This window comes from Gluconobacter kanchanaburiensis NBRC 103587, from assembly GCF_007988905.1.
Classification (GTDB): Bacteria; Pseudomonadota; Alphaproteobacteria; order Acetobacterales; family Acetobacteraceae; genus Gluconobacter; species Gluconobacter kanchanaburiensis.
Map to the genome: position 1 here is coordinate 1 of NZ_BJVA01000028.1, position 10462 is coordinate 10462.

Genomic DNA, 10462 nt, shown 5'->3' on the forward strand with positions numbered 1-10462 from the left:
CATAGACGCGACACACAAGATGTTCATACGAATACAGGACATCTCTCTGCTTGACATCATTTGTCATGTTTCTCCATGCGCGGAAAATCTCTCTAGCCAGAAACCGGAAATGCTTTTTGGAAGTAGATTTCGTGACGAGGTGGAATCTCTCAGGGTCGATTTACTGATTGATTTATAAATACGCCTTTCTACTCTATCGAATATACCGACAAGCATTGAGACGCGGACATAGACAGACCAGATGGCCGAACCTCTCTCACGGTCATGACTTCAAGGGAAGCCGCGGAATACCTTAGGATCTCGTATGATGGCTTCAGGACGATGCGATCGCGCGGGCACGGACCTGCCGTTTTTATTGCGCTTGGCAGACGGCTGCGCTTTCGCAAGCAGGACCTTGACGCATTTCTTGCCTCGCGCGTTCAGTGCGACGCCCGCGTTTCCGACTTGGGTCACGGCAAAGGTGTTTCTGCAGGGTCTGATCAGAACGCCACCGCAAAGCGTAAAAGGGGCCGACCGCGCCCCACAGGCCAGATCGTCCTCATGCCCGTCCTGGTATATCTCCGGGCCGCTACCCTCCTGGCTTTGATCGCAGGGTTGTATGTCGTCAGCTTTTCGCTGTCTTCAGCGATCCGCTGGGAGGCTGTACAATGTCTGATAAAATAGAATTTTCGTTGCACCGGAGCTCAGTGTCGGCAGCGGGTGCAAGCTATGATGCCTGCATGGCATGTCCGGCGTCCACACTTCTTAAAGAACGCCTTGGCAGTCATCCAGGAGACTTTGCCGACGGCTTCAGACATAGCAGGGCGCTATCTGCCCCGAATGCCCTGTCATGTCCGCGTGTCGATGACCGAAGACGAAACAGCGACGCAAATCATGGATATGGTAGACGCAGTTTCACAGGACTACGTCTCACCCAATACCCCGGACGCCCGGAATGCCCTGCTTTTCAGGCTAGGCTCTGACTGGAAAGAACCTTTGGCAGCCTTGCCTGACATGATCCGCCCGATGATCGTTACGGATGCCGAGGAGCAACGTGGGTTCGCCATCCTCTGGTTAAACACGCCTGTTATTACCAGCGCAAATGGTCGTCTTGCCCCTCAGATTCTTGCCGAGTGGGCTGAAAAACTGATGGCACACTTTCTCGGAGCATCACGTCTCCCGGCCCTTGCCCTGGTGGGATCGCCCTGGGCAATCCGGGGGAGCCGGCAGGGCAGCCCGACATCTGAGCGCCCCGTCTGGAAAATCCGGCCAGGGGCAGAGAGGGTTGAACTGCGCGCGGTTGTCAAACTGCTTTCTCCTGGAACAGGTCCGGATTTTGGTGAAAACTGCGACAGCACCAGCGACTTCTACAACACTCCAAAAGCGATCAGGATTACAAACCAGTACCTGTTCAACAACGTGAGGCGACACTTTGCACCTCACCCGTCGCCTGACTCCGAAGGCATCCTCGCCTACGCCCGCGCGATCAACAGGCAATTTCCTCGTCCCGTTCCCCCGGGAAACGTTATGGGAATGTGTCAGCGTATTCACGACTACCTTCACAAGAAACTTGCTCGCCGCGCCACTCGAAGCCGAGATCCTGAGGAAACACCCCGGCAGGCGCAGGCACGCTCAGGACGCGAGACCGGGGCAATGCGTCGAGAAGCCACATCGCGTCGACTGGTGGGGCTTATTCTTGCGTGGCCCTCCGATAAAAAGCTCACGCAGTCGGCTCTTGCCGTTGCCGCTGGGGTTTCCGAAAAAACAGTTCGAGATCACGAAAAGCGGCCGATCCCCCGAACACTCCGGTCTCAGGCTGGGACAATCCGGAGATTGAATTTGCATATCGGGATGCGGAGATTGCTTTTGAGGACGTCAGGAGCCGGAAACGTCGGTCCGTGCTGAAGGCCGCACGGGAACGACAATTGCGACAGGCCGGCATGAGGGACGACATTTCCTTAAGAAGACGTGCTCTGAACGCCGTTCCAAAACGGCTTGCGGTACTGCAACCGTATCTAAAGAAAAAATACCCTCCGGAGCGACTCAGCGTTCTTCTGAAAATCATCAGAAGGAACATGAAAAAAAATCGAAGCCGATTTTCACGTTGGCACTATGGCAAGAATACTTCGCCAGGCTTCGCCCTCTCCCATTGCACCCGTGCGCTTTCGCTCAGCACGTCGTCAGAAACTGCGCGACCCGCACCAGTCCGTGGTACTTCACATTCTTCGGCGGCACGCATCCGGCCTGACTGGCCTCGGCGATAATTTGAGCACGAGGCGTGGTCGCAAAGATTTCTGCGATAAGCTCGTGAATCATCTTGTCCAAGCGAGCTCTTTCAATCCGTCTAACACGGAACGCCTCAAAAAACAGCTCATGGAAGCGCTCAGGATTTACGGCATACAACCATGCCCAGATCGCGATTGAGCGAGCCAACCTGAAATTAGGACATCACGACCTCAATCAGTGGAAATTTCGTGATGCCACGACGATCTGCTCGGACTGTGGTTCCTGCTGTTCTCTGCCAACTCTGTGCAGAGAACGGTTTCCCACGTCAGCCAAAAGCGCAGAAAAATCGATGATCTCGCGGGCGACGAGATGCACGACCTCGCCTTCTTTCTGAAGACGACCCTTCACGCCCAACATCCGGCTAGAAAGCACGACGCGGCGGTATTTCTCGAACATGTCCGGCCAGACAATGACATTCAGCGCGGCGGTCTCATCTTCAAGCGTGAGGAACACCACACCTTCGGCGGAGCCTGGACGCTGCCGAACCAGCACAAGCCCTGCCGCGGTCACTCGGTGCCCGTCCTTTGCGTCCAGCGCCTGTCGGCAGGACACAATGCCCTGTTCACGCAGATCGCTGCGCAGGAAGGCCAGCGGATGGTCCCGCAGGCTCATACCGGTCCGGTTGTAATCGCGTGTCACTTCGGCTCCTTCCTGCATGGGCCGGAGCAACACATCGGGTTCCTCTGCCTCGCGTTCCACCATGGCCGCGGCAAACAGCGGCAAGGGCTCGTCACGCAGGGCTCTGATAGCCCAAAGCGCTTCACGTCGTGCGAGACCGAAAGCCGGCCGGAAAGCATCCGCTTCCGCAAGATGCGTCAACGAGGCTGCCTTCACCCCTACCCGACGCCACAGATCGTCTACCGATATGAACGGTTTTGCACCCCGCGCGATAACGATCCGTGCGGCCTCATCATTGGCAAGTCCCTTCACCAGGCTCATGCCCAGCCGGACAGCAAATCTGCCCTCTCCTGTCTCCGGCCCCTCGAGCGTACTGTCCCATCGTGACGCGTTGACGCAGATTGGCCTGATCTCAACGCCATGCTCGCGCGCGTCCCGCACAAGCTGGGCGGGTGCATAAAATCCCATCGGCTGGGAGTTGAGCAGGGACGTCAGAAACACATCGGGATGTCTGCATTTCATCCAGGACGAGGAATAAGCAAGGATTGCGAAACTTGCCGCGTGGCTCTCCGGGAAACCGTACGACCCAAACCCTTCAAGCTGCTGATAAATCCTCTCGGCAAACTCTTTCGAATAACCTTTGTCCTTCATGCCCTCGACCAACCGGGCCTGAAACTGGGAGACAGTGCCAGTATTCTTGAACGTCGCCATGGCCCGACGCAGCTGATCCGCCTCGCTGGCCGAAAATCCCGCGCAGACCATCGCGACCTGCATTGCCTGCTCTTGAAACAGCGGGATGCCAAGAGTCTTTTTCAGAACCTTCTCCAGCTCAGGCGTCGGATACTCTTCCGGCTCCAGTCCCTCGCGCCGTCTCAGGTAAGGATGGACCATATCCCCCTGAATGGGCCCCGGCCGCACGATCGCAACCTCAATGACCAGATCATAGAAAACGCGAGGCTTGAGACGCGGTAGCATCGACATCTGCGCACGGCTTTCGATCTGGAAGACCCCGATTGTATCGGCCTTGCGGATCATCGCATACGTGCGCGCATCCTCGGCTGGAATGGTCGCAAGCGTGAAATGCTGACCTTTGTGTTCGACCAGAAGGTCGAGCCCTTTCTTCATGCAGGTCAGCATTCCCAGCGCCAGACAGTCGACCTTCATGAATTTCAGGACGTCGATATCATCCTTGTCCCACTCGATGATCTGCCGGTTCTCCATGGCCGCGGGCTCCACCGGGACCAGTTCATCCAGCCGATCATGAGTCAGCACGAAGCCGCCCGGATGCTGGGAAAGATGGCGTGGCACGCCCATCAGGCATCGGGCCAGATCCAGGGTCAGACGGACGCGACGGTCGGAGGGATCGATGCCGGTGTCCGTCAGCGTGTCTGTTTCCAGCTTTAGCCCCCAGCCCCAGATCTGCCCGGAGAGCGTGCGGATCAGATCTTCAGGCAATCCCATCACCTTGCCGACATCCCGCAACGCACCTTTTGCACGATAACGCGTCACGACAGCCGTCAGGGCTGCGCGGTCCCGGCCATAATGATTGTAGACCCACTGGAGCACCTCCTCCCGGCGCGCATGTTCGAAGTCCACGTCGATATCCGGTGGCTCGCGCCTCTCCTCGCTGATGAAGCGCTCGAACAACAGGTTGTTCCGGGCTGGATCGATGGCTGTGACACCCAGCACGTAGCAAACGGCACTATTGGCGGCCGAACCCCGGCCCTGACACAAAATACCCTGCGAACGGGCGTAACGGACAATGCTGTGCACCGTCAGAAAGTAAGGCGCGTAATCCATGCGCGCGATCAGGGCGAGTTCATGATGGAGGCTCCTGCGAACCGCTTCAGGGATCCCCTCGGGATAGAAACTGTCCGCCCCTTCCCAAGTCAGCCCCTCAAGGGCCTGCTGCGGCGTCTGGCCCGGAACAGAGACTTCATCCGGATACTGATAGGCTAGGTCATCAAGGCTGAACCTGCAGAGTTCCATGATAGCAACGGACCGCGCCACAGCTTCCGGATACCGGCTGAACAGTCGGGCCATTTCTTCAGGCGGTTTCAGGTAGCGGTCCGCATGGCGTTCACGGGCAAACCCGGCGTCGTCGATGGTGGTGTTGTGCCGGATACAAGTGACGACATCCTGCAGGATGCGCCGGTCATAGGTATGAAACAGCACGTCATTGGTCACGACCGTCGGCACTCTTGCCTGATGCGCCAGGTTCGCCAGTTCATAGATCCGCATCTGGTCATTCGGACGCCGGAGCAGCGTCAGCGCCATAAAGGCGCGATCGGAAAAGATGTCTTTCAGTTTGCGCAGATGCAGGGCGCATGCGTCATCAGCTACGTCTGGAATCAGGATGACAAGCAGCCCCTCACCCCAGTGAACCAGATCATCCCAGACCAGATGGCACGTGCCCTTCCCGGCCCGAGCCTTGCCGATGGTGAGTAGCCGGCACAACCGACCATAAGCGGCGCGGTCGGTCGGATAGGCCAGCACAGGCGGGAAATCAGCAAAGTCGAGGCGACAGCCGACGACCAGTCGGATTCCGGTCGCTTTCGCCGCGACATGGGCCTGCACCATGCCAGCCAGAGAATTGCGGTCACAAATCCCGAGCGCCTCGATCCCAAGCGATTTTGCCTCCTCGAAGAGCTCGATGGGCGACGAAGCCCCACGCAGGAACGAGAAATACGTCGTGACCTGCAACTCGGCATAAGGAGGTGCCAAGGACATCATCCGAAGATGCCATGCAGAAACCAGGCCTGCGATCCGGTATCGCCATGTTCCCCATCACCCGCGCGATAGAGCCAGAACCGTTCGCCGCTCGTGTCCTCCACTCGGAAATAATCCCGGGCGATGGTCAGTTCGGTGTCATCCTTCCACCACTCCCCGAAAACCCGTTCCGGGCCATCCGCGCATTTCACCTTGCGCCGTACGCCACGCCAGATGAAGAACAACGGCGGCTGGTCCGGCAGCTCCGCCATGGCCTGCACCGGTTCGGGGCGCGGCAGCAGCCGGGTCGGACGTGGCCAGTGATCGGGCCAGTCCTTCGCCTCTTCCGGAGCAAGAGCCGGCACACGACAGAAAGACCTTTCGGGGAGATCGCTCTCCACTGCGGCAAACCGATAGAGCGCATGGGTACCGACACGATTGGCCAGCGTGTCGATCAGGTCGGAAACATCGCTTTCCTCCTCTTCGATCAGGGAGGAGGCGGTCTGGCGCCGGTCCATCGGCTCGGCCAGCGCGGCAATCAGCACCATACGCTCAATGCCAAAACCGGGATCGATGGTCTCGATCTTCTCACACAGCAGCCGGGTCAGGCATTTGATGTCCCGCACCGGTCTCGCCATGGCCACGCGAACAGCTTCGGTGCGGCTGTCGACGCGGTGCAGCAGCAGATCAAGACGCCGCACACCCTGCCCGCGTTCGTCCAGCTTTTCACACAGCACAGGAACCAGCTTGCCGATAGAGCGGGCTATGGTCTCTGCCGCCGCGATCGGCTCGGCAAAGTTTCGCACCACCTGCACCGGGTCAACGGGCCGGATCGGGATGATGGCTTCATTCACGCGACCGAAGGCCTGATCCAGTCTGCGGGCTATGTCGGGGCCAAAGCGCAGTGTCAGCGGAGCACGCGGCATCGCAGCGAGTGGGCCAATCCGCGACACCCCTAGCGCTATCAGCCCTTCGATACTCCTGGGGGGCAGACGCAGGGCTTCAATGGGCAAGTCAGAAAGGACGGAAGCCACGTCCCCCTGCGGCACGATAGTCAGCGACGCTTGGCCATAACGTGCGAGTGCGTGAGCGGCCCCCCACGTTTCGGCTAAGGCCGCTTTTGCTCTGAAGCCGGCACCGGACAGACGATGGATCATGTTTATGAGCATGGTGCGCTCACCACCATGAAGATGGTCGGCGCCCGTAGTGTTCAGAACCAGACCATCCGGCGGATCGGTTGCGACGAGAGGGGAAATCCGGTTCTGGAACCATAACGCCAGCTTTTCCAGCCCCTGCCGGTCGCCTTCGGGATCAGCATCCATGAAGAGCAAATCAGGATAGAGCGCCTGCGCCTTGGCGACTGGCGTACCAGGACGCAGGCCCAGCCTGCGGGCTGCCAGATCAACCGACAGCACAACGCGACGACGCCCTTCCCGCCCCACCAGCGCCAGAGGGAGATCAGGCGCGGGCGCGTCGTGCCCCAACCGCTTCCTGATCCGGTCTGTTGGCCAGAGCGGCAGGTAAAGCGAGACCACCCGCGAGACAACTCCTGTAGGCGAGCCTCCCTTTGGCATCGCAGGCCTCCACTTCAAAATCAGCACATTCGCCCGCACGGGCACGGATCAGTTCCAGCAACCAGCGGGGCCGGCCCACTCCCGGCACCGGCAACCCAACCGAGGGCAATACGGACACCCGCCAGCGCGTGGCACTCGCCGTCGGCTGACCAAAATCGGCGGCCTCGGTCTGACGGCGCCAGCGCCGGATCGCGAGGCCAAGCGCGCCAGATGTTTCAGCCGCCAGTTGCAGGCGACGGGATGCTGTCATCGACAGACGTGCCACGTCTGCGACCACGGCCCCAAGACCACCATGTCGCAGCCCTTCCTCGAAACACGCCAGAACGTCAGCCTCTGAGGCCGCCTCGACATAGATGACCCTTCGGCCGGACAATCCGGCCTGTTTGAGCGCGGGACCAAACACATCCTGACGGGTGACGATCCACAACACCTTGCCGCGTGTACGGGCCGCGATCCCGGCGACGAACTGTCCGGCTGCCGCACCATGCAGCGCATCATTGCCGCCACCGGCCACTTCATGCAGAGCCCCGAGCGCGAGCCCTCCCCCTGGCAGACGACTGTCGATCTCCCTCACACCAAAAGGCAGAACAGACCGACGCCGGTTTGTATGACCTTCCAGACGGCTGATGGCAGCACGCAACGTCTCCAAAGCTGGTTTCATGTTGGGAGAAGCACGCATTGCAAAGATCCATCGCCCCTTGTCTGGCAGAATTTCAGGACTATGTGTTCTTATTTTGTTCTTATATGATTGCGCAAGTCAACGCCAATTTGCATGTGACACGCAGGCTGGTTGCCCACTCGTTGCTCAGGCAAATCCCGGGAGGTGACGTAAAGATTTGAAGGTAGAGGATTCTTTCTCCTCAAATTTCCCCTGTGTGAAACCCAGGGGAAAATTCACATGCGCACAGCCGACGCTCCCATGACAACATTGCGCGCCGATGTCGTCAACTTGTTCGACAAACGCTACCAACTCAGGAACGGTAGTGGTGTTGGCATCTACTAGGCGCAGTATGGGCAACGACGCGGAACTTTTTTCTCCGTTGTCTCGGAGTTCTGACGACCAGTGGCAATGAATGGCCGGTGATGTCGAATTAAATATTCAGGACTGGCGGTGGCGCAGGCCTGAACTGCGAATTCGAAAGCCTTTAATGGAGCAGTGTCGGCTTTCCGACGACGCGAGTCCAGACACACATGCCCGACATGAGGCGAATAGAGGCTGCCCAATATCGGCGCAATTCCTTGATAATAGGATACTTAATACCGACAGTGAATCACTTCGACATAAATAATATAATTAACATTATATATAGATAATAATTTATTTAACACTATCAATTTCACCAATACAACGCGAAATATATGATACATTTCTATTTGAATGATTAACTTCATCTTGTATAGCGTATTCAAGATACTTCAACTTGTGAGAATCCAAATATGATATTTTTCCTTTGTATTTTTGAACGTCATCAATATTTAAGAATGTAATTCTACCCATAATGACCGAGTAACTATCCATAGAAATCGCTGACAGCGGCTCTACGTTCCCCGATGAAATTGAAACATATGATCGTATATTATTTATATTTCTCACGTCTATCTTTAAATCTTCGTTTACTTTTGAATCATTTATAATACATACAGGATCATTATGAATACAATGAATTGTGTGGCGAGACAGTCCGGCTGGGTTAAATAAATAAGCTGGGACCCCATGTACTATAGACGCGTACATCGCCATCCCTCCACCTAATGAATGTCCAGTTAATATTAGGTTATTACCGTATGCGCTCTTTAAAAATCTTACCAAAGTAGATGACCAAATGTAATAAGAAGAGTTCCGATTCAAAAACTGATCAATATCATTTTTTATGTCGGACATTGAAGAAAAATCGGTACCTCTGAAGGCAGCCACAATTCTCTTGTCGTTTTTAGAATGAAAAACAACAACTTGAAGATTACCGCTTCCCGGGTAAAGCAGATTAGAATAAACCTCTGCTACATTATCATCTTCGTCTATTTTTTAAAATTACCCTTTTCGTATCTATAACCGTCTTTTTCAAAGGAGTTATTATAAGATATTTCACTTAGTTTTGACATAAGAGCGGCATTTTGCATATCGATTAAATATTTCGACGCATCAACACGATTGCATGGAGTCGCGTATTTTTTAAACGAATTATTTGCTTCAGAAGAAATTTTGGGAAATGAAAAAAACAGCTCACTTTTGGGTTTTATACTTTTTAACGACCATTTATCATTTGCAAAACTATATGATGAAAAGAAAAGAATTTCACAAAACAAAATCAAAAAAAACATATTTGGACTCATTAAATATTTCGTTGAATATATTATTAATGTAAAATAATTATGTATTTATCATTAATTGTCAACGCATAGAGCCTAAATCAAAAAGAGTTTTGATTGATTTTCCGCAAAATCTTGCGGATGTGGGCGATTATCAACCACGCGCAGGATGACGAGGGTGTTACCTCGACATCCTGCGTGAAGCGGCGGCTGCGTCTGAGCCATGCAAAGCTGCGCTCTACGATCCAGCGTTTCGGCAGAATCACGAGAATATGGTTCATGGCTTCCTATCGTCCCTCGCGGATCCAACGGTAGAACTAGCCCTACACGGTCGTGAGGCGGGAAAGCAGAGGTGGCCCCATCCCTTCGGACAGCTTTACGGGCTTGATAAGCTATAGCCGGTTGGGCGCAATCCGCCAGGCCGAGGGTGTTCCTGATCTGTGCCGAGAGCATAGGATCAGCAACGCCACACTTTACCGGACGCACCCAAAATCCGCGGCCTTTTCCCGGCAGGAAACGGCGGCAATGGGGGGCTGTAAGCAGGAAGATACCGACTATCCGACGCTCCAGATGGGACAGAACATCTCCTAATGGCTAGTTACGGGCATTGGAAGAGCCAAATGCTTTCCCTCCAAAGCTGACAAGCTTCTCCTCTCCAGCGCCAGTCAGAACCTGGAGAGGAGAAGATTCCCCCGGCTGCGGGAGCAGCGTTCATACCCACATCGCCGCAGCACCGGAAAGACGCCCTGGGCCCACCGGCCATGCTCGGTGTCTTCCATGATGAGATGATCGGGCCACAACGCGGCCAGCGCCTCGGGAAAAAACGGCAGCAGTTCCCGGCCTTCGTAGTCTTCGATGTCGACTTTCAGAACATGCACGGCCACCAGGCCGAGCGGGATACGGCAAAAGCTGAAGCACTGCTGAACGCCACTGTGAACGAGCGCGAAGAGGAACCTGTTGTTTCGACCGAAACCCCAAAGGTTGAATCT

8 protein-coding genes and 1 pseudogene are annotated in these 10462 nt (G+C 55.6%); 3 read left to right on the forward strand and 6 right to left on the reverse strand.

Annotated features, from left to right (window positions below; all coding sequences use genetic code 11):
• The first annotated feature begins 264 nt into the window (after positions 1-264).
• Positions 265-663 carry a helix-turn-helix domain-containing protein gene (locus GKA01_RS13195; protein ID WP_146864025.1) on the forward strand — a complete coding sequence of 133 codons (399 nt, stop codon included), beginning with the start codon at positions 265-267 and terminating at the stop codon, positions 661-663.
• 93 nt (positions 664-756) lie between these two features.
• On the forward strand, positions 757-1884 hold the full coding sequence (locus GKA01_RS13930; RefSeq protein WP_228120081.1) for a hypothetical protein: 1128 nt from the start codon (positions 757-759) through the stop codon (positions 1882-1884).
• Positions 1885-2148: 264 nt separating this feature from the next.
• Here the strand turns inward: GKA01_RS13930 and GKA01_RS13935 are convergent, their stop codons facing one another.
• From GKA01_RS13935 to GKA01_RS13225, 6 genes and pseudogenes are all read right to left on the reverse strand, one after another.
• Positions 2149-2295 carry a hypothetical protein gene (locus tag GKA01_RS13935; protein WP_228120080.1) on the reverse strand — a complete coding sequence of 49 codons (147 nt, stop codon included), beginning with the start codon at positions 2293-2295 and terminating at the stop codon, positions 2149-2151.
• 144 nt (positions 2296-2439) lie between these two features.
• Positions 2440-5616 carry an error-prone DNA polymerase gene (locus GKA01_RS13205; RefSeq protein WP_146864028.1) on the reverse strand — a complete coding sequence of 1059 codons (3177 nt, stop codon included), beginning with the start codon at positions 5614-5616 and terminating at the stop codon, positions 2440-2442.
• Complete coding sequence (locus GKA01_RS13210; protein WP_167506387.1) at positions 5613-7127, reverse strand: Y-family DNA polymerase; 1515 nt, start codon at positions 7125-7127, stop codon at positions 5613-5615. The genes GKA01_RS13205 and GKA01_RS13210 overlap by 4 nt, the downstream gene beginning before the upstream one ends.
• Positions 7051-7845 (reverse strand): ImuA family protein, encoded by a 795-nt coding sequence (locus tag GKA01_RS13215; protein WP_146864031.1) that lies wholly within the window; start codon positions 7843-7845, stop codon positions 7051-7053. Before GKA01_RS13215 ends, GKA01_RS13210 begins: the two co-directional genes overlap by 77 nt.
• A gap of 639 nt (positions 7846-8484) precedes the next feature.
• The gene (locus tag GKA01_RS14125) at positions 8485-9186 is read right to left on the reverse strand and encodes an Mbeg1-like protein (RefSeq protein ID WP_146864037.1); all 702 of its coding nucleotides are present in this window, start codon (positions 9184-9186) and stop codon (positions 8485-8487) included.
• 388 nt (positions 9187-9574) lie between these two features.
• A pseudogene (locus tag GKA01_RS13225) lies at positions 9575-9739 on the reverse strand (IS5/IS1182 family transposase); the annotation flags it as partial.
• Positions 9740-10234: 495 nt separating this feature from the next.
• On the opposite strand from GKA01_RS13225, the gene GKA01_RS13735 reads away from it, so the two are divergent.
• On the forward strand, positions 10235-10462 hold a 228-nt coding region (locus GKA01_RS13735; protein WP_208653423.1), incomplete at its 3' end, for a hypothetical protein.

Bases quoted from the DNA above. Each gene is read 5' to 3' on its own strand.
- GKA01_RS13195 (WP_146864025.1), top strand. From the start codon at position 265: ATGACTTCAAGGGAAGCCGCGGAATACCTTAGGATCTCGTATGATGGC.
- GKA01_RS13935 (WP_228120080.1), bottom strand. From the start codon at position 2,295: ATGATTCACGAGCTTATCGCAGAAATCTTTGCGACCACGCCTCGTGCT.
- GKA01_RS13205 (WP_146864028.1), bottom strand. From the start codon at position 5,616: ATGATGTCCTTGGCACCTCCTTATGCCGAGTTGCAGGTCACGACGTAT.
- GKA01_RS13215 (WP_146864031.1), bottom strand. From the start codon at position 7,845: ATGCGTGCTTCTCCCAACATGAAACCAGCTTTGGAGACGTTGCGTGCT.